Genomic DNA, 20160 nt, shown 5'->3' on the forward strand with positions numbered 1-20160 from the left:
CGATCAGATCCCTGGAGTGAAGCCGGACGACCAGATCTGCATCTGGTAGACGATGTGGTCCCACACGCCGGTGACGAGCAGCAGGCCCACGGCGACGAGCATGCCACCACCGATCCGCATCACCCACACGTAGTGGCGCTTGACCCAGCCGAACGCGCCGAGCGCGCGGCGGAAGGCGACGGCGGCCAGTATGAACGGCAGGCCGAGGCCGAGGCAGTAGACAGCGGTGAGCAGAGCCCCGCGGCCCGCGCTGGCCTCGTTGAAGGCGAGGGTGTTGACGGCGGCCAGGGTCGGGCCGATGCACGGGGTCCAGCCGATGCCGAACAGCAGGCCGAGCAGCGGCGCCCCCACCAGGCCCATGGTGGGCCTGCGGTGGAAGCGGAACTCGCGCTGGGTGATGCCGCCGACCAGGCCCATGAACGCCAGGCCCATGACGATGGTGAGCGCGCCGAGCACCTTGGTGATGACCGCCTTGTGCTCCTGCAGCGTCCAGCCGAAGTTGCCGAACAGCGCGCCGCCGGAGACGAAGACGGCGGTGAAGCCGAGGACGAACAGCGACGCGCCGGCGAGCATCCGGCCGCGCCGGGCCTCGGCGAGGTCGGTGCCGGTGACGCCGGTCACGTACGACAGGTAGCCGGGGACGAGCGGCAGCACGCACGGCGAGAAGAACGAGACCAGGCCGCCCAGGAGGGCGATCGGCACGGCGGCGAGCAGGGCGCCGTTCATCACGGTCTGGTTGGCGCCGGCGGCGAGTGCGCTCACGTCACTTCTCCGCGATCACCGGGTCGAGGACCTCGTGCAGCTCGTCGGCGCCGAGCTCCTTCAGGGCGCGCACCGCGATCTTCCCCTGGCGGTCGATGATCAGCGTGGAGGGGATGGCCTGCGGGTTGACGCTGCCCTTGGGGAAGCGCAGCACCAGGTCGCCGGACGGGTCGTAGAAGCTCGGGAAGGGGATGGCGAACTCCTTCTCGAAGGCCTTGGCCTGGGCGGTCTGCAGGTCCCGGGTGTTGATGCCGAGGAACTGCACGCCCTGGGACTCGGTCTCCTTCGCCACCTTGGCCAGGTGGGGCGCCTCGGCCCGGCAGGGCGGGCACCACGAACCCCAGATGTTGAGGACGACGACCTTGCCCTTGTGGTCGGCGAGGCTGAGCGGGGCGCCCTCGACGGACTTCCCGCTCAGCTCCGGTGCGGCCACCCGGTGCCCCCGGTCGACGGTGGAGATCTCGCCGGTGCCGCCGACGTAGTTGGTCCCGGAGCCGGTGCCGTTGGAGGACGCGGTGGAGGTGGAGCAGGCCGTGCCGGCCAGCGCGAACGCGGCTGCCCCGGCGAGTGCCGCGGCACCGCGGAGCGGACGGCGTCGGAGGGCGCGCGTAGGACTCATGTGAAAAGTTTCGCATGAGGCCTGGTGCGATCTTGCGCACCCCCGACAGCTTTGCCGAAAGCGGCAAATGCCCCAAGTAAGCGACGGCTAATCGGCGCTCCCGGCCGTTTGCGCGAACTCCTCCACCAGGGCGTCCTGGAAGGCCTTGAGGTCACCGGGCCCACGGCTGGTGACCAGCACGTTCGGGCCGTCGCAGTCGACCACGACCTCCTGGTCGAGCCAGGTGCCGCCGGCGTTGGTGACGTCGGTGCACACGCTGGGCCAGGAGGTGAGGGTGCGTCCGTGCACGACGCCGGCCTCCACGAGCAGCCACGGCGCATGGCAGATCGCCGCGACCGGGCGGCCCTCGGTGAAGAAGTCCCTGGTGAAGCTGACGGCGTCGGCGTCCGTGCGCAGCAGGTCGGGGCCCGCCAGGCCGCCGGGGAGGACCAGTGCGTCGAAGTCCGCGGCGATCACTTCCCCGAGCGTGTCGTCGACGGGGAAGGTGGCGGCCCGGTCGAGGTGCTCGAAGGCCTGGACCCGGCCGTGGCGGGTGGAGATCAGCCGGGGCGTGCCGCCCGCCTCGCGTACGGCCTCCCACGGGCCGGTGAGTTCGGCCTGCTCGACGCCCTCCGGCGCCACCAGGAAGGCGATCTTCCTCCCGTGCAGGGTCGCGGGCATGGCTTCCCTCCTCCTCGGTCCGGCGCTGCGGGGCGTTCCCGCTCACCGCCTCGCCTGCCCGCCGCCATCGGGACGAAACGGATGGAGGGGCTAAGAGGGAGAGGAGGGGGCGGAAGGGGAGAGGGTGGAGGAAGGGGACCCGGAGGAAGGAGACCCGGAGGAACGTTCCTGCGCGAGGAAGCGGCGCCAGCCGCCCGCCGGGCGCTGCCCCGGCCCGAGGGTGCGCAGCTTGGCCAGGACCTTCGGGTCCTGCGCGTCCATCCAGTCCACGAACTGGCGGAAGGACACCAGCCGTACGTCCCGGTGGTCGGCGATGCGCCGCAGCGCGTCCTCGACGGCGTCCATGTAGATCCCGCCGTTCCACTGCTCGAAGTGGTTGCCGATGAACAGCGGCGCGCGGTTGCTCCCGTACGCCCGGCTGAAGCCCGCCAGGTAGGCGTCGCGGGCCTGCCGCTTCCACGCCGGGTAGTGGGCGGGGTTGCCGCGGGTGGAGTTCACCGACTGGTTGGCCAGCATGTTGTAGTCCATCGACAGCACCTCGAAGGAGCGGCCGGGGAAGGGCACCGCCTGCAGCGGCAGGTCCCACAGCCCGTGGCTCTTGCCCGGCCACACCTGCAGACCGCCCGGCCCGCTGGCGTCGTACCGCCAGCCCAGGCGGGCGGCGGTGGGCAGCAGCGAACGCTGGCCCAGCAGGCAGGGGGTGCGGCCGCCGACGAGCTCCTTGCGGTAGTCGAAGGGCAGCGGCGGCAGGTCGGTGAACCCCGTGTGGGTGCGCCAGTTCTCCACGAAGCCCACGGCCTGGTCGATCTCGCTGCGCCAGTCGGCCGGGCTCCAGCGGCCCACCGAGCCGGATCCCGCGCAGAAGTGGCCGTTGAAGTGCGTGCCTATCTCGTGGCCCTCCAGCCACGCCAGCCGCAGCTGTTCGAGGGTGGCGCGGACGTGGGCGTCGGTGAGGTACCCGATGTCGGAGGCGCCGACGGGGTTGCGCGGCGGCTTGTAGAGCCTCTTCTTCGACTCGGGGAGCAGGTAGACGCCCGAGAGGAAGAAGGTCATCTTCGCGTCGTGCTCGACCGCGAGTTTCCGGAACCGTGCGAAGAGGCCGTTGTCCAGCTCGCCCGCCCCGTCCCAGGAGAAGATCACGAACTGCGGCGGCGTCTGCCCCGGTTCCAGGCGCTCCACCACGGGCTGGTGGGGCTGCGGCCCGGTGTCGGCCGTGGAGCCGTCGCCTATCGTCCGCACCGACGGGGACGGGGAGGGCCGCCCGTGCGTGCTGCTCGCGGAGGGCGACGACGACGGCGTGGACGCCCCGCCGGCGTGCCGTCCGCCCGCGCCCTCCCCGGCACAGCCCGCCAGCCCGGCGGCGGCCGCTCCGGCCGCCAGGCCCAGCACTCCTCGTCGGCTGATGTCCCGCATTCCGCGCCTCAATTCCCGTACCTCGCCTCGGCCTCACCGCCCTAGATGCCGTGCGCACGCGACGGGTTCCTTCCCGGCGGGCGGTATTTCACCGGGACGGGCACGGATCGGGCCGCGCGACGGCGGGCGTCACGGGGTGTGCCGGTAGGAGCCCGTTTCCGTGACCTGAGCCTGCGGGAGGAAGGCGTCGTCCCGTCGCTTCGGGTCCGGCCCGCGCCGGCGGGCTCCCCGGCCGTTGGCCCGGGGAGCCCGACGGGCGCTGCCTACGCGCCGAAGCCCTTGCTGCCGCCCTTGACCGGCTTCGCCCCGGCCAGCAGGTGCGCCGGGACCAGGTCGCGGGCGGGCTCGGCATAGCCGACGGAGACGATCCGGTCGTCCTCGAAGGTGAAGGACGTCAGGCTCGCCAGCGTGCACTGCCGCTTGCGCGGGTCGTGCCACAGGCGCCGCTGTTCGACGGCGCTGCGCACGATCCAGATCGGCAGCTGGTGGCTGACGCACACCGCCTCGTGGCCGCGGGCCGCGTCCCGGGCCGCCTCCAGCGCGGCCGTCATGCGGACGACCTGGTCCACGTACGGCTCGCCCCAGCTCGGCCGGAGCGGGTTGACCAGGTGCTTCCAGTTGGCGGGACGCTTGAGCGCGCCGTCGCCGACGCCGAAGGTCTTGCCCTGGAAGACGTTGTCCGCCTCGATCAGCCGCTCGTCGCTCGCGACGTCCAGACCGAGCAGCGCGGCGATCGGCGCCGCGGTCTCCTGGGCGCGCTCCAACGGGGAGGCCACGACGTGGCGGATGTCGCGGCCCGCGAGGTGTTCGGCGACCCGGTCGGCCATCTTCCGTCCCAGGTCGGACAGGTGGTAGCCAGGCAGGCGCCCGTAGAGGACGCCGGTGGGGTTCTCCACCTCGCCGTGCCGCATCAGGTGGACGACCGTGATCTCGCTCATGCCGTGGCCTCCGCGGCGGCGCGGGCGGCGGCCGGCAGGGCGGCGGCGACGCGTTCGAGGGCGGCCGAGTCGTGCGCCGACGACACGAACCACGACTCGAAGGCGGAGGGTGGCAGGTACACGCCCTGGGAGAGCATCGAGTGGAAGAAGGCGGTGAAGCGGAACGCCTCCTGCTTCCTGGCCTCGTCGTAGTCGGTCACCGGCCGCTCGGTGAAGAACACCGAGAACATGTTGCCCGCAGTCTGCAGGCTGTGCGCCACGCCCTCCTTGGCGAGCGCGGCGGAGACCAGGCCCGACACCTCCGCGGCGACGGAGTCGACCGTCCCGTACACCGCGTCGTCCAGCAGCCGCAGCTGGGCCAGGCCCGCGGCGGTGGCCACCGGGTTACCGGAGAGCGTGCCCGCTTGGTAGACCGGGCCGGCGGGCGCGAGGTGCGCCATCACGTCGGCACGGCCGCCGAACGCCGCGGCGGGGAAGCCGCCGCCCATCACCTTGCCGAAGGTCATCAGGTCGGGGCGGACGCCGTCGATGCCGTACCAACCGGCCTTCGAGACGCGGAAGCCCGTCATGACCTCGTCGGAGACGTACAGCGCGCCGTTCTCCCGGCAGAGGTCGGCCAGGCCCTGGTTGAAGCCCTCCGCCGGCGGCACGACGCCCATGTTGCCGGGCGACGCCTCGGTGATCACGCAGGCGATCTCGCCGGGGTGCGCGGCGAACGCGGCCCGTACGGACTCGAGGTCGTTGTAGGGGAGGACGATGGTGTCGCCGGCCTGCGCGCCCGTCACCCCGGGGGTGTCGGGCAACCCGAAAGTGGCAACGCCGGAACCCGCGGCGGCCAGCAGCGCGTCCACATGACCGTGGTAACACCCCGCGAACTTGATCACCTTGGCCCGGCCGGTGAACCCGCGCGCCAGCCGGATCGCCGACATGGTGGCCTCGGTGCCGGAGGAGACCAGCCGCACCTGCTCCACCGGCGCGACGCGCGCCACGATCTCCTCGGCGAGTTCCACCTCGCCCTCACCGGGCGTGCCGAAGGACGTACCCCGCGCAACCGCCGCCTGCACGGCGGCGATCACCTCGGGGTGGGCGTGGCCGAGGATCATCGGCCCCCACGAGCAGACGAGGTCGACGTATTCGCGACCATCCGCGTCCTTCAGGTAGGGACCGGATCCGGACACCATGAACCGGGGCGTACCGCCCACCGCACGAAAGGCGCGTACCGGGCTGTTCACCCCACCAGGGGTCACGGCGGCTGCTCGATCGAACAAGGTCTGAGAAACTGGCGCTTCGTAGGCGTACGGATAGCTCACAAGCACATGCTCTCAAATGCCGGGCGTTGCGCGACGAGGTATCGACCGTGCATCTGAGACGATGATCGGGTTGCGCGGTTGGGTCTGCGGATGGTCGGGTAGTGGAATGCAGCGCGGTGGCGAACGCGGTGACGTGGGCGGCGGGGCGGACGACCCCGACGCGGAGCACGCCCGCCCCACCGGTCGGCGCCGCCGGCCGCCGAAAGAGCGCGACATGGCCGTTGAGAAAAGCGGGAGCAGGGGTGGCCGAGTGGGGGTGACCTACAAGTACTTCGGCGCACCCGATGGTGCGACCGCCGCGCGGGTCCCCATCTCGATGCGGCCCGAGGAACTGGGCGGCGACGAGCTGGGCCAGGGCATGTACACGAAGGTCAAGCCGGAGACGATGGCCGCGATGGTGCTGACCGGGATCGAGGGCATACCCCCGGCGAAGGTCCCGCCGCTGGAACTCGTCGTGCTCCATCCCGACTACGCCGTCGTCAAACTGCCCCACTCCGTCGTCGAGCCGTTGCGCAAGGCCGACGAGGAGGCCCTCGGCGCCGCCGCGTTCATCTGGTCCACCGTCCCCGACCGCCGTGGCCCCCGGGACGCGTTCGTGATCTACAAGATGCTGCACGAGTGGCAGGACTTCGCCCAGCGCTGCCACGAGAGCGGGCACCAGCTCTACTGCCTGGTGTGGCCGTGACGGGCGCCGGGCGGACGCGGGTTCACTGAGGGTTACAGCACCACCACGACGACGCCGTCGTCGTAGCGGTCGCCGTAGCCGTAGCCGCCGTAACCTCCGAAGCCATAGCCGTAGCCGTAGCCGCAGTCGTTGGGGAAGTGGTGGTTGTAACGCCACCCGTAACCCCAGTCGCCGTAGCCCCGGCAGCCGTCCCCGTGGGAGACGACGGACTGGTGCGAGGCGGGAGCCGCCTGCTGCGGCGCCGCGCCGGCCGCACCGGCTCCGACGAGGGCGAGGATCGGTGCCGCCAGTGCCGCTGCGGCGACCCGGCGGATGGTCATGCTCTGGACGCGCATGGTCGTTCCCTTCGAGGTGCGGAAACGTCGGCGCCGGTCGCGTACGACCGTGCGCGGGTCGCACCGACGGTGCGCGTGGCACCGGTGCGACGGAAGGTGCGCCCGGGCCTCTGGGGGCGGACGCACCATCACGGACCTGAACTGTCGGACGGGATGCGGCTCCTAGGAGTCACCCTCTGACATGAACCTTAGGTTCCATTACTCCCCGCAGTCAATACATAGGTGAAATCCCCTAATTTCGGACTTCATTCATGCGGTGGGAACTTCTCCGCTCACGAAGGGTGACGAAGTCGGTGACGGTCCGCCGCCCACCGGTCACGCCGGGGCGCCCCCGGGGCCGGGCCGTTCGGAACGCGCCGGCGACACGGGGCGAGGGAGGGGCGCCGTCCACCGGGGCCGAACCCGCCGGAACCGCAGGCGCGTTGGACCGCCCACCCGGCCCCGCCGGCCACGGCCCGCCCACCCCCGGCGTGGCGGCGATCACCGGAGGCGCAGGGCCCGGACATACTGGACCAGCTACCAGATAAAGGACATGACCCACCCGGAGGCACCACGATGCCGGTGTACGAGATGCGTGCGGAGTACGACACCGAGAACGGCGGCCCGGCCGGCGACGGCCCGGTGCGGGCGTGGCACATGGTCGAGGACGGCGCCGCGACGGGACTGTGCGGGCGGGAGCTGTCCCCCGCGGCGGCCGTGCAGGCGGAGGACGTGTGGGGGACGCCGCAGGCGCAGCCGTTCTGCCACAGTTGCGGCGCGCTGTATCTGCGTCATACCGCCTGAGGCGGCGGAGGATAGCCGCTCGAACGTCTGTCCCGCATGCGGAACCCCGAGATTCCGGAGCGGGTGGAATCATGTGCGGATGCTGCTCACCGAGATCGACGCCGTCAATTGGAATGACATTCCCACGCCGCGGCCGCGCCCTCGGACCGAGGACGCCCGGGACGGCCTGAGGGCACTCGCCGCCGCGCGCGACCTCGACTCGGTCGCCTCCGCGGTGGAGGCCCTGACCAGCAGTTCCCTGCTGCGCGGACGTACCGGGGAGGTGCTTCCCGGCGCCGTCGTCGCGGCTCCGTTCCTGCTGGACATCGCCGAGCACGGCCATCCGCACGCACGGGAGTCGGCGGTCGTCCTGCTCGACCGCGCGATGCGGTCCGCGCCGCTCGCCGAATTCAGCCGTTTCCGCACGGCGGCCGGACATGACGCCCCGTTGTGCTGCGCGATAGCCGAACTGGTCCGCGCCCGTGGGGATTCCCTGGCGGAATACGGGAGGTCCGGGAAATACCTCCTCAAAGCGAGCGACGCCCATTGGCGTTTCGACATCCGTGAGGCATCCGGCACGTCCGGCGGCGACGTCGTCGCCCTCGGCACCCTCCAGGGCGGACTGCCCGCGCCGTCCTCCACCGGCGAGCTCCACCACGACGGCTCGGTGACCGAGGTCGCCGCCGTGGGCGTCGAGTGCCCGCCTGTGGACGCCACCGCCGAGGCCTGCCTGCGGCTGTCCGGCCTACGGGTGGACGCCGCGGACGACGGCGGCCTGACCGGCGCCGTGCTCTACCCCGCTGCGTGCGGCGGCCATGAGCGCTGAGCCCGCCGCCGGCTGGGAGCCGGGCGCACCGGGGGTGCTGCGGCTGCCGTCGGGCCGGCTGGTGCGCGGACGGGGTCTGCGGCATCCGCTGCCCGCCGGGCCGCTCCCCGGGTTCGGGCTGTACCTGCTGGGCCACGAACCCCCGGAGACGGCCTGGGAGGCCCACTGGGTGCGCTGGCCGGACTTCCGGCTGCCCGCGGACCGGGCCGCCGCCGCGGAGGCGCTGCGCGGGGCGTGGCGCCGGGCGGCGGACGAGCGGGTGGAGGTCGCCTGCCACGGCGGGGTCGGCCGTACGGGGACGGCCCTGGCGTGCCTCGCGGTGCTGGACGGGGTGCCGTCCGGGGAGGCCGTCGCCTATGTGCGCGAGCACTACGCCCGGCGCGCGGTGGAGACGCCCTGGCAGCGCCGCTACGTGTCGCGCTTCGGCTGACGGCGCGGGCCGGCGCCCGGACCGCGCCGGACGCCGGTCGTGGTGGGGCGCTGCCCCGTGCGCGGCGCTCGCGCCCACGGCTTCGCGCAGCCGGCCCGAGAGCAGCCGGCCCGAGGGCGGGCGGCCGTCCCTCCCCCGGCCTCCCGCACGTCGCTCACGCTCCCCCGGCCGGCAGGCGCGGCAGCCGCGTCCCGTGCAGCCACGGGTGGAAGACCAGCGCCTCCAGCGGCCGGTCGGTGTGCTCCTGCGCCAGGGCGGTGAACTGCCCGGTGGTCACGGTCCCGTGGCGGTGGGCCGCGGTCCAGGCCCGCAGCAACCGGAAGAACGCCGGGTCGCCCATGACCGTGCGCAGCGCGTGCAGGGTCAGGGCACCGCGCTTGTAGACCCGGTCGTCGAACATGCGCCGGACACCGGGGTCCGCGAGCCGCAGGTCCTGGGGCTGGGCGGCGAGCCGGGCGTGCGCACGGGCCGCGTTGCGGGCGGCGGTCATCTCGCCGCAGGACTCCGCCCACAGCCACTCCGCGTACGCGGCGAAGCCCTCGTTGAGCCAGATGTGCCGCCAGTCGGCGAGGGCGAGGCTGTTGCCGAACCACTGGTGGGCGAGTTCGTGGGCGACGAGCCGTTCGGAACCGCGGCGCCCGTCCAGGTGGTTGCGGCCGAAGACGGACAGCCCGTGCGCCTCGACCGGCACCTCCAGCTCCTCGTCGACCACCACGACCCCGTACTCGTCGAAGGGGTAGGGCCCGAAGAGCTCGGTGAACAGCTCCACCATCCGCGGCTGGCGCCCGAAGTCGTGGGCGAAGTCCGCGGTCAGGCGCGGCGGTACGGCGGCCGGCTGGGGCAGCGGGCCGCCAAGGTGGTCGATCAGCTCGTACTGGCCGATCTGCACGGTCGCCAGGTACGGCGGCATCGGCCGCGGCTGGTCGTACACCCAGGTCGTCGTGGAGGCGCCCACCCGGTACGACTCCAGGCCGCCGTTGGCGACGACCGTGTACGGCGAGGGCGCGGTCACCGTGATCCGGTAGCCCGCCCGGTCGCCGAGGTGGTCGTTGCAGGGGAACCAGGACGGGGCGCCGATCGGCTGGCTGGCGACGAGCGCGCCGTCCTCCAGCTGCTCCCAGCCGAGCTCCCCCCAGTCGCGGGAGCGGACGGGCCTGGGGTTGCCGACGTAGCGGACCTCGACCGCGAACGGGCCCTCGGGCAGCGCCTTCGCGGGCCTGACGCGGAGCTTCCCCGCGCGGTGGGTGTAGCGGGCGGGGCGCCCGTCGACCAGGACCCGGTCGAGCCGGAACGCCCCCAGGTCGAGGCTGAACGCGGAGAGGGCCCGGTCCGCCACCGCGGAGATCCGGGCCCGGCCCGACAGGCGGTTGGCCGCCGGGCGGTAGTCCAGTTCCAGGTCGTAGTGGGTGACCCGGTAGCCGCCGTTGCCGTGCTCGGGGAAGTAGGGGTCCGCGGACACCTCCGCCCCGGGCGTGGCGGGGACGGCGGCCCCGCCACGCACGCGCTTGCCGTTGCTCACCCTGTGCGGGCCCCCTCTGTGTGCCAGGCGGAGATCGGGTTGCCGAGCCAGCGGGTGCCCTCGGGCACGCCCTCGCCCCGCATGACGAGCGAGGCCGGGCCGATGGCGCTCCGGGCCCCGACGGTCGCGCCGGGCAGCACGATGCCGTGCGGGCCCAGGCTCGCGCCCTCCCCGAGGACGACCTCGTCCATCCGCAGGATCCGATCGTGGAACAGGTGTGTCTGTACCACGCAGCCGCGGCCGACGGTCGCGCCGTTCCCGACCCGGACCAGGTCCGCCTCCGGCAGCCAGTACGTCTCGCACCATACGCCGCGCCCGATCCGCGCCCCCATGCACCTCAGCCACAGGTTCATCAGCGGGGTGCCGCCGACCGCGCCGACCAGCCACGGCACGGCCAGCACCTCGACGAAGGTGTCGGCCAGTTCGTTGCGCCACACGAACGAGCTCCACAGCGGGCGTTCGCCCGCCCGCACCCGCCCGACCAGCAGCCACTTCATCACCACGGCCACCGCGCACGCGGCCGCCCCGGCGCCCGCGAGCAGCGCCCCGCCGGCGGCGAACGCCACGGGCAGCCCGTACCGGCCCGCGACCGCCGCGTACCCGGCGAGCACCAGCACCACCAGCGCGACCGCGCACATCACGGGCACGATCCGGCACAGCTCGACGGCCGCGCGGGCCAGCACGAGCCGCCGGGGCGGCGCGAAGGTGCGGCTGCGGTCGCCCTCCTCGGGGACCCGGGGCAGCCGCATCGGCGGCATGCCCAGGTACGAGCTGCCCGCCTTGGCGCCTTTGGGCGTCGCCGAGAGCACGCCGACCAGGCCGTTCTTCGGCACCGAGCGGCCGGGGGCGGTCATACCGGAGTTGCCGAGGAAGGCCTTCTTGCCGATCCGGGCCTCGGCGATGCGCATCCGGCCGCCGCCCAGCTCGTAGCTGCCGACCATGGTGTCGTCGGCGAGGAAGGCCCCGTCGCCGACGGTGGTCATCGTGGGCAGCGCCAGGACGGTGGACGCCTCCACGTGGCGGCCGACCTTCATGCCGAGCGCCCGCAGCCACACCGGCGTCAGCAGGCTGGCGTAGAACGGGAACAGGTGCGCGCGGGCCCGGTCCATCAGCCGGGCCGTCGTCCATGCCTGCCAGGCCACGCGGCCGTGCACGGGGTGGTGACCCTCGCGCAGCCCGACGCCCAGCAGGCGCACCCCGGCCAGCACCAGCAGGGCGTACGTCAGCAGCCAGGCGAGCGTGGCCAGGGGGACGGCCGCGAGCGCGGCGGACAGCGGCGCGGCGCCGGCGCCGTGCAGGAACCAGGCCGTCACCAGCAGGGCGGGCAGCGCCGACACCGCGGGCAGCAGCTCCAGGAGGAAGGCGGTCACCTCGTACGCCGCCGCCCAGCGCAGCCGCCGTGGCGGCCGGGCGTCGCCGCCGCGGTGCGCGGCCTTGCCGGTGCGGACGGCGGGCACGCCGCCCCAGCGCTGCCCGGCCCGGACCGCGCCGACGACGCCGGAGCCGGGGGCGATCTCGGCGCGCTTGCCGATCCGGGCGCCGGGCAGCAGGGTGCTGCGCGAGCCGACCGTGGCGCCCGCCCCGACGCGGATCTTGCCGATGTGCAGCAGGTCGCCGTCGAGCCAGTGCCCGGACAGGTCGACCTCGGGCTCGACGGCGCTGCCCTTGCCGAGCTTGAGCATGCCGGTCACCGGCGGCAGCGAGTGCAGGTCGGCGCCGTCGCCGACCTTGGCGCCCAGCGCGCGGGCGTAGTGGCTCAGCCAGGCACCGGTGAGGTTGACGGCGCCGCTGACCTGCGCCAGGCGTTCGGCGGCCCACAGGCGCAGGTGCACCGCCCCGCCGCGCGGATAGGTGCCGGGGCGCACCCCGCGCAGCAGCAGCCGGGCGCCGCCGGCGGAGATCGCGACCCGGGCGGCGGGGCTGATGAGCAGCGCCCAGCCGGCCAGCACCCACCACCAGGAGACGGCCGGGACCCACGGGAGCGGGCCGGCCAGGAGCAGCGCGTTGCCGATGGCGGCGGCCACGACGCCCCAGCGCAGACCGGCCAGGACGAGCAGCGGCAGCATCAGCGGCAGCTGGACGGCGGCGGCCCGCCGGGGCACCGGCCGTACCGGGCGCGCGGCGGTGCGGCGCGCGTCGGCCTCGTCCAGGCGGGCGGCGAGCGCCCCGAGGGTGGGGTGCTGGTAGATGTCGCCGACGGCGGCCGCGGGGTAGCGGGTGCGCAGCTGGGAGACGAGGCGGGCGGCGGTCAGGCTGCCGCCGCCGAGCGCGAAGAAGTCGGCGTCGGGCCCGGTGACCGGGGCGCCGAGGATCTCGCCCCACATCCCGGCGAGCAGTCCCTGGGTGCCGGCGAGGTCCGCGGCGGGCACGTCCAGCCCCGGCAGCGGCCAGGGCAGCGCGTTCCGGTCGACCTTGCCCGAGGTCCGGGTGGGCAGGGTGTCCACGACGGCGACCAGCGGGACGAGCGCCGCGGGCAGCGCCTCGCGGAGCCGGGCGAGCGCGTCGGCCTGGTCGAAGTCCTCGGTGACCGCGACGTAGCCGACCAGGATCTGGTTGCCGCCCTTGGTGGTGCGCACGGCGGCGGCCGCGCCGGCCACGGCGGGCAGCGCCTGCAGGGCCGCGTCGATCTCGCCCAGTTCGATGCGCCGGCCGCCGAGCTTGACCTGCTCGTCGGCGCGGCCGACGAAGACCAGGCCCTCCTGGTCCGCGCGGACCAGGTCGCCGCTGCGGTAGGCGCGGGCCCAGCCGAGGGCGGGCAGCGGGGCGTACTTCTCGGCGTCCTTGGCGGGGTCCAGGTAGCGGGCGAGTCCGACGCCGCCGATGACCAGCTCGCCGGTCGCGCCCATGGGCAGCGGTTCCCCGTGGGCGTCCACGACGGCCAGTTCCCAGCCGTCCAGGGGCAGCCCGATGCGGACCGGGCCCTCGCCGGTGAGCTGGGCGGCGCAGGCGACGACGGTGGCCTCGGTCGGGCCGTAGGTGTTCCACACCTCGCGGCCCTCGACGGCCATACGCTCGGCCAGTTCCGGCGGGCAGGCCTCACCGCCGAAGATCAGCAGACGGACGTCGTCCAGCGCCTCGACGGGCCACAGCGCGGCCAGCGTCGGCACGGTGGAGACGACGGTGATGCCCTGCTCGACCAGCCACGGGCCGAGGTCCAGGCCGGTGCGGACGAGGGAGCGGGGCGCCGGCACCAGGCAGGCGCCGTGCCGCCACGCCAGCCACATCTCCTCGCAGGACGCGTCGAAGGCCACCGACAGCCCGGCCAGCACCCGGTCGCCGGGGCCCAGCGGCTCCTCGGCGAGGAAGAGCCGGGCCTCGGCGTCGACGAACGCGGCGGCCGAGCGGTGGGTGACCGCGACGCCCTTCGGCTTGCCGGTGGAACCGGAGGTGAAGATGATCCAGGCGTCGTCGTCCGGGCCGGGGCGGCGGCCGACGGTGCCGTGGGGCTCGGCGTACGGGGTGATGGTGAGGTGCTCGCCGATGACCGCGCACACCTGTGCCTCGGAGAAGACCAGACGGGCGCGTTCCTCGGGGTCCTCGGCGTCGACCGGGACGTAGGCGGCGCCCGCGGAGAGCACGCCGAGCACGGCCACGTACAGGTCGGCGGTGCCCGAGGGGACCCGTACGCCGACCCGGTCGCCGGCGCCGATGCCGGCCTCCGCCAGGCGGCGGCGCAGGCGCTCGGTCGCGGCGGCGAGGGTGCGGTAGCTCAGCGTCGTGGTGCCGTCGTCGACGGCGGGCGCGGTGGGGTGCGCCCGGGCGGTGGCGGCCAGGACCCCGAGCAGGGTGCGCTCGGGGGCGGCGTCGCCGGCCCGGAAGAGCGCCGGGGCGGGACCGGGTGCGCACAGGACACCGGTGACGCCCGCGGGCGCGGGCTCCTCCCGGAGCGGGAGGGGCGACTCGACGAGCGTCATACGGCGCTCCCCGGCTCGGGCGAGCCGGGGGTGGGTGGCGCGGCGGCGGACGTGCGGGGCATCGTGTTCCGGTCGCTCACGGCCAGAGACGGACGCATGTCAAACCCTCCAAAGGCTCAGGACCACTGCGGTGCCGGGTGGCTTCGGCCGGCCGGCCGGGGACCACGGCGTCCCTGCGCGCGGGCTCGTCCCCGCGTTCCGCGTACGCCCGGTGTCCCGTACCGCGGCCGTCCCGGACGGACGGGCGACGGGTCCTCCCACCTGGCGTCACATATGGCGAACAGGCAGTTTACCGGGGCTTAATCCCCGCGGCCTGTCGAAAAGAGGGCAAGTGGTCCCTCTCACAGCGTGCCGGGCCCCCGCGGGGCGCCGGAAACCGCCTCCTCGCGCGTCCGGTCCGGCCCTCCCGGCACCCACGGGACCACCGGCGGGGAGCGGCACATCCCCCGCACGGCGCATCCGGGTGACGCCCCCGGGACGGCCGGACCGGGCCCGGTGATCACCCGCCCGTCACATCGCGTTGACGGACGGGCGCTTACGGGCAGCTCCGGCGTACCCGCGGTCGCTCCCCGCGCGATCCCGGGCAGAGTCGGTCCCGCCTGGCGGTCCCGCCCCGCGCGCTCCTAGCCTCGGCAGCTCGGAAACCTGGGGGTGAGCACGGATGCCTGCCGCGGATGTGCGGGTCGTGCCGGTGCAGCGGATGCGCTCCGGCGACCACGCGTTCGTCAGTTACGACGGCGACGACACACGCTGGGACGTCCTGGCCGCCTTCGCCCGGCTCGGCCTGGCGGCGGGCGAGCGGGTCATGGTCTTCGCCGCCCCCGGCGTGCCGGACCGGGAGGTGCTGGCGCACCTGGGGCCGGCCGACGACGCCGGGCGGGCCGGGGACGCCGATGTGTGGGTGCGGTCGGCGCGGCGGCGCGGACAGCTCGTGCTGAGCAGCATGCGCGAACTGGTGAGCCCGGACCGCGATTTCACCGCCGTACGGCAGCAGGGCCGGCTCGCCGAGGAGACCGACCGCGCCGTCCGCGACGGGTACGCGGGCCTGCGCGCGTACATCGACATGCACTGGGTGCGCGACATGGGCGCGCCCATCGACGCGATGGTGCACCGCGAGACGCACGCCGAGCACCTCTTCGCCGGACGCCCGTACGCGGAGGTCTGCGCCTACGACCGCCGGTGGTTCACCGGGGACGTGCTCGACGCGATGGCGCAGGCGCACCCCCGCAACCTGCTGACCCGGCTCGGCGCGCTCCACGCGACGCGCGACGAGGGCCTGCTGCGGCTGCTCGGCGAGGCCGACCTGAGCACGCGGCAACGGTTCCGCGGCGCGGTCGGGGACGCGCTGCGCCGCACCGCGGAGGGCGGGCGGCTCGTGCTGGCCCTGCGCGACCTGTACTTCCTCGACGTGGGATGCGCGGCGGAGCTGCTGACGCTGGTGGCCGCCGCCGGGGAGCGGGGGGTGCGGGTGGAGGTCCGCTGCTCGGCCTTCCACCTGACGTTGCTGCGCAGGCTGGGCGCGCCGTCCCTGCCGGGGCTGACGCTGATCGAGGTGAGCGGCTGATGCTGGACGAGCTGCGCGAACCGTCCGCCGGCGAGCCGGCCACCGACGGCTGTTGGCTGGAGCGCGACTTCGCGGAGGGCGCCCTGCCCCGGCTGCGGGTGCTGACCGAGGAGTTCGCGACATGGGCGGGCCTCCCGGCCGCGCGCCGCGGGGAGTTCGTCCTGGCGGTGAACGAGGTGGCCTCCAACGCGATCGTCCACGGCGGTGGCCGCGGCCGCCTGATGCTGCGCCGGACCGACGGCGAGGTGCAGTGCCGGGTCGCCGACCACGGCCCCGGCTTCGACGCCGCCGTCATCCCGGAACTGCTCCCGGGCCTCGACTCCCGCCCCGGACGCGGCCTGTGGCTCGCCCGCCTGGTCACCGACCGCCTCACCATCGGTCCGGGACCGGTCGGCGCGGTCGTCACCCTGGCGATCCGCCTCCACTGAACCGGCCGCGCCCGCAGCGGGACGGGGGACGCTACGGGAGGCCGGGCAGCGTGGCCGCGTGCGGGACGTGGATCCAGCCCTCGACGCCGGCCGCACGGACCTGCTCGGGACCGGACGGGGCGCGGGTGAGCCCCCGCTGGACGGCGCGGGCGGCCAGGGCGGCGATCAGGGCGTCGAAGGCGTGCTCGCTGGCGTCGTACGCGGCGCGTTCGGCCGGCCCGCACCGCAGCCAGGGCGCGGCCGCGAGGAGTTCCGCGGTGGAACGCTCGGGTCCCAGGCCCCACCGTCTGCGGGACGCCGCCGGGTACACCTCGGCCATCCGGCCGGACCCGTCGCGGGCCACCGGCCGCCCATGGGCGGCGAGTTCGTCGGCGAGGTGGGCCCAGCGGGCGGCGGTGGCGCCGAGCCGGTCGAAGGCGACGGACAGCGGCCACCGGCCGCCGAGTTCCTCGTGGGTGAGGATGTCGGTGCGGCGGTGGCGCAGGGTCGCCCGGTGGGCGGTGCTGTCGGTGCCCCGCCCCGGCCAGGGCGTACCCGCCGCGTGGGCGGCGACCGCCTCGACGAAGGGGATCGGCCAGCCGAAGGGGCAGTCCACCCCGGCCCGTTCCCCCGGTTCCAGGCCGCACAGCAGGTCCACCAGCACGTCGTCGGCGCAGCCGAGCAGCGGCGGGGCGACGGCGGCCGTGCCGTCCCCGGGCCAGCTGACGACCGCGACCGCGGTCGTCCGGGGGCTCGCGGCGAGGTCGATGCCGAGGGTGCGCACGCTCCCATCATCCCCGCCGCGCGGCGGGCGCCGCGCGGGCGCGGGCTGAACGTTCCGGTGCCGGGGTGCGTATCCCCTGGCGTACCGCACTGCAGCCGACGGTGAGGACCGGCCGATGAACACTCAGAGCAACGTCCCCTTCCAGGGCCTCCAAGCGCTCCCCGACGGCGAGGCGGAACTGCCCCTCGTCGTGCACCTGCGGTGGGAGGACCTCGCGGCGCTGGGCCGTGAGGCGAGCCGGCTGGCGGTGCGGCTGCAGCGGCCCGTGAGCCTCGACGAGGCGGCCGGGCACCACCTGCGGACCCGGTTCGGGGTGAGCCACGCGCCCGACAAGGACGAGCACCCGAAGACCGAGGCCACCCGCGCGGTCACCGCCGCGGTGCCCCCCGCCGCCCCGATGGCGATCGCCCCGGGCACCGCCCAGCAGTCCGGCGGCGCCCACGCGGCCCCCACCCCGCACACCGCCCCGGCGCACACCTCCGCCCACACCTCCGCCCACGCGGCCGGCCACGCCTCGGCCCACACCACCTCGGCGCACACCACCACCCACACCGCCTCCGCCCCGTCGTCCCTCCCGGCGTCCGGCCCGGGGCTGACGCCCGGTCAGCCGGCGGACCCGTCGGGCAGGGTGGCGCCGCTCGGCGGCCGGAACGTGGTGGAACAGCCCACGAACGCCGCGGGGTAGCTCCGACCGAAGGGGGCTCGGCCCAGGCGATGTCCGCCGCTTCGGCCGGGGATTCAGGCCCCGGACACCTCGTCCCGCGTCACGGTCCCGAGTTCCGCGAGCCACCCGCCGAGGACGCCGCGGACGTGGTCGGCGTGGTCGGCGGGGTAGCCCCGCGGACCGCACTCGACGACGAGGATCAGGCCCAGGTAGACCCGGTAGAGGGCCAGCCGGTGCAGCGTAGAGGGCCCGAAGTCCAGGGTGCCGCCCGCCTCCCGGTAGCCGGCGACGAGGTCGCTGCCGGGGCCCGCGTCGCCGCCGAGGGCCAGGGAGACCAGTTCGGCCACCGGGTCGCCCCAGAAGGCCCGCTCGTGGTCGATGAGTCCGGTGACGGCGGAGCCGTCGTCGGCGACGAAGACGTTGCCGGGCCACAGGTCGAAGTGGACCAGCCGCGGCTCGGTCACCTCCGCGAGGACGTCCGCGCCCTCCGCGACGAGCGCGCGGACCTCGCCGGGGGCGACGCCGAGCGGGATGCCCCGGCGCCCGGCCTCCTCCAGCATCGCGTCCACCATGGCGGCGAACGCCGTCGGCCAGTCGGCCGCCGACAGTCCGGCCTCGGGGGCCGGGTAGCCGTACCGGCCGTCCTCCGGGGCGAGCGTGTGCAGCCGCGCCACGATCCGGCCGAGTTCACGGCGCAGCGCTGCCTGCCGGTCCGCGGGGATGCGGTCGGCCGCCTTGTCCCAGGCGGTGCCGGGCAGGACCGACAGCGCCATGAAGTCCGGTGCCGCGTGCAGCAGTTCCGGCAGCGGCACGTCGCCGAGGGCGGCGATGCGGCGGTGCGCCATGACCTCGGTGGCCATGATGCCGCGCTCGTAGCGCAGCACGTCGGCGTCCGGCGGCGGGGCGATCTTCACCACCGCGGGACGCCCGTCGTCGAGCCGCACCCGGTAGGCGGCGTTGAACCAGCCGTCGGTCAGCTCGGCCTCCACGCTGCAGTCCAGTCCCGCCGACTCCCGCAGCAGGGCGGCAAGTTGGCCGACGGACAGCTCACGCTTGGTCAGGCTCCTCATGCCCCCGCATGCTAGGAGAGCGCTCCCACGCTGTCACCGGTCGTGCCGGACGGCGATCCGGTCCGCGCCCGGTTCGTACCACAGGACGGCCACCTCCTCGCCGCCTCCCTCCGGGCACAGGAAGACGGTCCTGTCCAGGCGGCGGCCGATCGCCCGGAGGAAGCCGCAGAAGGCGTCCAGCCCTTCCTGGTCCCGCAGTTCGTACAGGTCGACGTCGAAGTCGATCACCTCGTCGGACAGGAAGCGGAAGATCGCGAGGAACCCGGGTCCCGGGCCGACGCGGACGCACAGGTTCGGCGCCTCGGCGTCGGCCGGCCGGGCCAGGACCCGCGCGGCTGTGGGCAGGGGCAGGACGCGGCCGCCCTCGTCGTACGCGTACCACCAGCCACGGTCGACGACCAGGTCGAGCAGGGCCTGCCACTCGGCCACCCCGACGCCAGGGATGTACAGATCAGGCAGCCGGCCCATGTCGGCCGGGTCGAAGACGTCGGCCACGTCGTCCCACAGCGGGTCTGTCATGACGCCATCCTGGGGCGCGGCGCGGCCCCGGCGCACCCGTATTCCGGGGGCGTGCGGCTACACCCGTCACGCCGGGTGCCGCAACCCCTACACGCCTGGTCTGTTCCCGGGCCACTTTCATATGGCAATCTCATCTTCACGTCGTACGCTCAGGCCCCACGTTCCCCACGTTCACCTCCTCAGCCCCAGGTTCCTCAGGATCGACGAAGAGAAGACCGCCGTGGCGTCCCTGCCCCTCACCCTGGCGGCTCGTCTGCTGCCCACCGCCATCCTCGCCATCGTCGGCTGGACGATGGCCTCCTCGTCCCACGAGGAGGCCGGCCGCACGTCGGCGAACGGATCCCAGACCGGTTCCGCCGCACCGTCCGGGTCGGACTCCGGCTCGGGTCCGGACTCCGGTTCCGGCTCCGGCGGTTCCGACTCCGGATCGGACGGCTCGAAAGACGTGCCCGCCACCTACTCCAAGCCGCCCGCGCCGTGCACCGCGATCAAGACCGCGACCATCAAGAAGCTGGTGCCGGAGGCCAAGACGGCGGGCAAGCAGCTGTCCCTCACCGACCCCTCGCACCGCACCGGCTGCTCGTGGAACGCCCTGAAGGGCTTCGACTACCGCTGGCTCGACGTGACCTTCGAGGTGTCCACGACCAGCGGCGGCCAGGACGGCGAGTCGGCGGCGAAGGCCTCGTACAAGCGCCTGAAGAAGTCGATCGCGGCCCCCGGCATCGGTGACGAGGCGTCCCTGTCGGTCGAGTTGTCGACCGAGGACAAGCAGCAGACCCGCGAGGCGGTCGTGGTGTTCCGCAAGGGCAACGCGGTCGTGACCGTCACCTACAACGGCAGCGACTTCGAGAACAAGAAGGCGCCGGACGACTCCGAGGTCCGCGACGCCGCCCTGGCGGTGGCCAAGGACGCGCTCGCCGGTCTCGGCCCGGGCACCAACGTGGAGGGCGACCAGAGCGCCTGAGGCGTGCCGCGGCCT

General features: G+C 74.3%; 20 protein-coding genes. 8 read left to right on the plus strand and 12 right to left on the minus strand.

Annotated elements, in window-relative coordinates:
- Window positions 1-3: 3 nt before the first annotated feature.
- From ACFZAU_RS08580 to hemL, 6 genes are all read right to left on the minus strand, one after another.
- On the minus strand, window positions 4-762 hold the full coding sequence (locus ACFZAU_RS08580) for a cytochrome c biogenesis CcdA family protein (RefSeq protein WP_500462389.1): 759 nt from the start codon (window positions 760-762) through the stop codon (window positions 4-6).
- Between the two features lies 1 nt (window position 763).
- Entirely contained in the window at window positions 764-1381 is a 618-nt protein-coding gene (locus tag ACFZAU_RS08585; protein ID WP_500551548.1) for a TlpA family protein disulfide reductase, read from the minus strand.
- Between the two features lie 87 nt (window positions 1382-1468).
- Window positions 1469-2041 (minus strand): type 1 glutamine amidotransferase domain-containing protein, encoded by a 573-nt coding sequence (locus tag ACFZAU_RS08590; protein ID WP_500551549.1) that lies wholly within the window; start codon window positions 2039-2041, stop codon window positions 1469-1471.
- A gap of 90 nt (window positions 2042-2131) precedes the next feature.
- A complete protein-coding gene (locus ACFZAU_RS08595; RefSeq protein WP_500551550.1) occupies window positions 2132-3454 on the minus strand; it encodes a polysaccharide deacetylase family protein in 1323 nt (440 codons plus the stop codon).
- 263 nt (window positions 3455-3717) lie between these two features.
- Window positions 3718-4392, minus strand: a complete 675-nt coding sequence (locus ACFZAU_RS08600; RefSeq protein ID WP_500551551.1) for a histidine phosphatase family protein — start codon at window positions 4390-4392, stop codon at window positions 3718-3720.
- Window positions 4389-5702, minus strand: a complete 1314-nt coding sequence (gene hemL, locus ACFZAU_RS08605) for a glutamate-1-semialdehyde 2,1-aminomutase (protein WP_499606344.1) — start codon at window positions 5700-5702, stop codon at window positions 4389-4391. The genes ACFZAU_RS08600 and hemL overlap by 4 nt, the downstream gene beginning before the upstream one ends.
- Before the next feature lie 106 nt (window positions 5703-5808).
- Between hemL and ACFZAU_RS08610 the strand changes: the two genes are divergently transcribed.
- Window positions 5809-6387 (plus strand): hypothetical protein, encoded by a 579-nt coding sequence (locus ACFZAU_RS08610; RefSeq protein ID WP_499606343.1) that lies wholly within the window; start codon window positions 5809-5811, stop codon window positions 6385-6387.
- A 32-nt stretch (window positions 6388-6419) separates the two neighbouring features.
- Here ACFZAU_RS08610 and ACFZAU_RS08615 read toward each other — a convergent pair whose 3' ends face one another.
- On the minus strand, window positions 6420-6722 hold the full coding sequence (locus ACFZAU_RS08615) for a hypothetical protein (RefSeq protein WP_500551552.1): 303 nt from the start codon (window positions 6720-6722) through the stop codon (window positions 6420-6422).
- A 555-nt stretch (window positions 6723-7277) separates the two neighbouring features.
- On the opposite strand from ACFZAU_RS08615, the gene ACFZAU_RS08620 reads away from it, so the two are divergent.
- From ACFZAU_RS08620 to ACFZAU_RS08630, 3 genes are all read left to right on the plus strand, one after another.
- Window positions 7278-7505, plus strand: coding sequence for a hypothetical protein (locus ACFZAU_RS08620; protein ID WP_500551553.1), 228 nt, complete (start codon window positions 7278-7280; stop codon window positions 7503-7505).
- 79 nt (window positions 7506-7584) lie between these two features.
- Window positions 7585-8310 carry a hypothetical protein gene (locus tag ACFZAU_RS08625; protein WP_500551554.1) on the plus strand — a complete coding sequence of 242 codons (726 nt, stop codon included), beginning with the start codon at window positions 7585-7587 and terminating at the stop codon, window positions 8308-8310.
- The gene (locus ACFZAU_RS08630) at window positions 8300-8740 is read left to right on the plus strand and encodes a protein-tyrosine phosphatase family protein (RefSeq protein WP_500551555.1); all 441 of its coding nucleotides are present in this window, start codon (window positions 8300-8302) and stop codon (window positions 8738-8740) included. The genes ACFZAU_RS08625 and ACFZAU_RS08630 overlap by 11 nt, the downstream gene beginning before the upstream one ends.
- 154 nt (window positions 8741-8894) lie before the next feature.
- Here the strand turns inward: ACFZAU_RS08630 and ACFZAU_RS08635 are convergent, their stop codons facing one another.
- The gene (locus tag ACFZAU_RS08635; RefSeq protein WP_500551556.1) at window positions 8895-10259 is read right to left on the minus strand and encodes a M1 family metallopeptidase; all 1365 of its coding nucleotides are present in this window, start codon (window positions 10257-10259) and stop codon (window positions 8895-8897) included.
- Complete coding sequence (locus ACFZAU_RS08640) at window positions 10256-14173, minus strand: Pls/PosA family non-ribosomal peptide synthetase (protein ID WP_500551557.1); 3918 nt, start codon at window positions 14171-14173, stop codon at window positions 10256-10258. Before ACFZAU_RS08640 ends, ACFZAU_RS08635 begins: the two co-directional genes overlap by 4 nt.
- Before the next feature lie 661 nt (window positions 14174-14834).
- Here ACFZAU_RS08640 and ACFZAU_RS08645 point away from each other — a divergent pair.
- Complete coding sequence (locus ACFZAU_RS08645; RefSeq protein ID WP_500551558.1) at window positions 14835-15737, plus strand: MEDS domain-containing protein; 903 nt, start codon at window positions 14835-14837, stop codon at window positions 15735-15737.
- A complete protein-coding gene (locus ACFZAU_RS08650; RefSeq protein ID WP_500551559.1) occupies window positions 15737-16165 on the plus strand; it encodes an ATP-binding protein in 429 nt (142 codons plus the stop codon). The genes ACFZAU_RS08645 and ACFZAU_RS08650 overlap by 1 nt, the downstream gene beginning before the upstream one ends.
- A gap of 31 nt (window positions 16166-16196) precedes the next feature.
- Here the strand turns inward: ACFZAU_RS08650 and ACFZAU_RS08655 are convergent, their stop codons facing one another.
- Window positions 16197-16928 carry a DUF429 domain-containing protein gene (locus ACFZAU_RS08655; RefSeq protein WP_500551560.1) on the minus strand — a complete coding sequence of 244 codons (732 nt, stop codon included), beginning with the start codon at window positions 16926-16928 and terminating at the stop codon, window positions 16197-16199.
- A gap of 115 nt (window positions 16929-17043) precedes the next feature.
- Between ACFZAU_RS08655 and ACFZAU_RS08660 the strand changes: the two genes are divergently transcribed.
- Entirely contained in the window at window positions 17044-17613 is a 570-nt protein-coding gene (locus tag ACFZAU_RS08660; RefSeq protein WP_500551561.1) for a hypothetical protein, read from the plus strand.
- Window positions 17614-17666: 53 nt separating this feature from the next.
- Here ACFZAU_RS08660 and ACFZAU_RS08665 read toward each other — a convergent pair whose 3' ends face one another.
- The gene (locus tag ACFZAU_RS08665) at window positions 17667-18662 is read right to left on the minus strand and encodes a phosphotransferase family protein (RefSeq protein WP_500551562.1); all 996 of its coding nucleotides are present in this window, start codon (window positions 18660-18662) and stop codon (window positions 17667-17669) included.
- 33 nt (window positions 18663-18695) lie between these two features.
- Complete coding sequence (locus tag ACFZAU_RS08670; RefSeq protein ID WP_500551563.1) at window positions 18696-19181, minus strand: hypothetical protein; 486 nt, start codon at window positions 19179-19181, stop codon at window positions 18696-18698.
- A gap of 220 nt (window positions 19182-19401) precedes the next feature.
- On the opposite strand from ACFZAU_RS08670, the gene ACFZAU_RS08675 reads away from it, so the two are divergent.
- A complete protein-coding gene (locus ACFZAU_RS08675; RefSeq protein WP_499606324.1) occupies window positions 19402-20145 on the plus strand; it encodes a hypothetical protein in 744 nt (247 codons plus the stop codon).
- Window positions 20146-20160: the final 15 nt, after the last annotated feature.

The sequence above is a fragment of the Streptomyces sp. NPDC008238 genome, assembly GCF_042956445.1.
Taxonomy (GTDB): Bacteria; Actinomycetota; Actinomycetes; order Streptomycetales; family Streptomycetaceae; genus Actinacidiphila.

Bases quoted from the DNA above. Each gene is read 5' to 3' on its own strand.
- ACFZAU_RS08625 (WP_500551554.1), top strand. From the start codon at position 7,585: ATGCTGCTCACCGAGATCGACGCCGTCAATTGGAATGACATTCCCACG.
- ACFZAU_RS08600 (WP_500551551.1), bottom strand. From the start codon at position 4,392: ATGAGCGAGATCACGGTCGTCCACCTGATGCGGCACGGCGAGGTGGAG.
- ACFZAU_RS08595 (WP_500551550.1), bottom strand. From the start codon at position 3,454: ATGCGGGACATCAGCCGACGAGGAGTGCTGGGCCTGGCGGCCGGAGCG.
- ACFZAU_RS08620 (WP_500551553.1), top strand. From the start codon at position 7,278: ATGCCGGTGTACGAGATGCGTGCGGAGTACGACACCGAGAACGGCGGC.
- ACFZAU_RS08660 (WP_500551561.1), top strand. From the start codon at position 17,044: ATGAACACTCAGAGCAACGTCCCCTTCCAGGGCCTCCAAGCGCTCCCC.
- ACFZAU_RS08615 (WP_500551552.1), bottom strand. From the start codon at position 6,722: ATGCGCGTCCAGAGCATGACCATCCGCCGGGTCGCCGCAGCGGCACTG.
- ACFZAU_RS08650 (WP_500551559.1), top strand. From the start codon at position 15,737: ATGCTGGACGAGCTGCGCGAACCGTCCGCCGGCGAGCCGGCCACCGAC.
- ACFZAU_RS08610 (WP_499606343.1), top strand. From the start codon at position 5,809: ATGCAGCGCGGTGGCGAACGCGGTGACGTGGGCGGCGGGGCGGACGAC.
- ACFZAU_RS08670 (WP_500551563.1), bottom strand. From the start codon at position 19,181: ATGACAGACCCGCTGTGGGACGACGTGGCCGACGTCTTCGACCCGGCC.
- ACFZAU_RS08590 (WP_500551549.1), bottom strand. From the start codon at position 2,041: ATGCCCGCGACCCTGCACGGGAGGAAGATCGCCTTCCTGGTGGCGCCG.
- ACFZAU_RS08585 (WP_500551548.1), bottom strand. From the start codon at position 1,381: ATGAGTCCTACGCGCGCCCTCCGACGCCGTCCGCTCCGCGGTGCCGCG.
- ACFZAU_RS08665 (WP_500551562.1), bottom strand. From the start codon at position 18,662: ATGAGGAGCCTGACCAAGCGTGAGCTGTCCGTCGGCCAACTTGCCGCC.
- ACFZAU_RS08645 (WP_500551558.1), top strand. From the start codon at position 14,835: ATGCCTGCCGCGGATGTGCGGGTCGTGCCGGTGCAGCGGATGCGCTCC.
- ACFZAU_RS08640 (WP_500551557.1), bottom strand. From the start codon at position 14,173: ATGACGCTCGTCGAGTCGCCCCTCCCGCTCCGGGAGGAGCCCGCGCCC.
- ACFZAU_RS08630 (WP_500551555.1), top strand. From the start codon at position 8,300: ATGAGCGCTGAGCCCGCCGCCGGCTGGGAGCCGGGCGCACCGGGGGTG.